Genomic DNA, 716 nt, shown 5'->3' with positions numbered 1-716 from the left:
TCGCCATTGCAAAACATGACAACACAGACCACGTCACAGACATCCGCAATCATATTAGTCCGAGTACGACTGTTACTGATTTGCATGTTAATGAAGCTAAACGATTGAATGAGTTGGGGTGATTATGACTACTTGGGTAACAGTTTGGGTTTTGACGGTATTCACAGGGAGTGGATACTTTGGTTATTACAGACCATCTAATTTCCAATTGCAATACGCTACTTATGAGATATGTGAGAAACAAAGACAAGCTCACTTAAAGCGTGGTGTGGATTCCGCTCGTTGTGATTTCCAACAAATACCAGTGGTGAACAAATGACCCTATTTCTTCTTGGTTTAATTATCTCTTGGGTGGTGTGCCATTGGTACACCCATCAATCAATTTCGTGGGAATGCGAGCGTTTAGGTGGATTCTACGTGGGTAGAAAGACTTATCGAGTGATTGAGGTTGTTGATCTTGATGTGAAGCCTGTTGAAGTCAAGTTTGAGCCGATTTCTGACGTGATTTTGGAGGCGGAACGGAAATGAGTGAGTTTATTAAATACTTAAAAGCAAACCAACATTCACCAAACTGCACAAGAGCTGAGGCATTTTCAATGGGGCAGAAATCCCGACAGGCTGAGGTGGATGAGCTTCAAGCAAACTTAGATCGAGCTGATGAAATTGCTACAAGGGAAAACAACAGAGCAAACAAGCTTCAAGAAGATAATACAAGG

The 716-nt window shown here is 41.8% G+C and carries 2 protein-coding genes and 1 pseudogene; all 3 read left to right on the top strand.

Annotated elements, in window-relative coordinates:
- Positions 1 to 124: 124 nt before the first annotated feature.
- Positions 125 to 319: a hypothetical protein gene (locus EXE10_RS21130; protein ID WP_130114610.1), complete on the top strand. Its 195-nt coding sequence runs from the start codon at positions 125 to 127 to the stop codon at positions 317 to 319.
- Positions 316 to 528 carry a hypothetical protein gene (locus EXE10_RS21125; RefSeq protein ID WP_130114609.1) on the top strand — a complete coding sequence of 71 codons (213 nt, stop codon included), beginning with the start codon at positions 316 to 318 and terminating at the stop codon, positions 526 to 528. The genes EXE10_RS21130 and EXE10_RS21125 overlap by 4 nt, the downstream gene beginning before the upstream one ends.
- Positions 525 to 716: pseudogene (locus tag EXE10_RS21120) on the top strand (hypothetical protein); the annotation flags it as partial. The gene EXE10_RS21125 and the pseudogene EXE10_RS21120, both read left to right, overlap by 4 nt.

Origin of the sequence: Acinetobacter sp. WCHAc060033, assembly GCF_004209125.1 — a bacterium.
Taxonomy (GTDB): Bacteria; Pseudomonadota; Gammaproteobacteria; order Pseudomonadales; family Moraxellaceae; genus Acinetobacter; species Acinetobacter wuhouensis.
The sequence above is the reverse complement of the archived record's forward strand: the minus strand, read 5'-3'. Positions and strand labels throughout refer to the sequence as shown.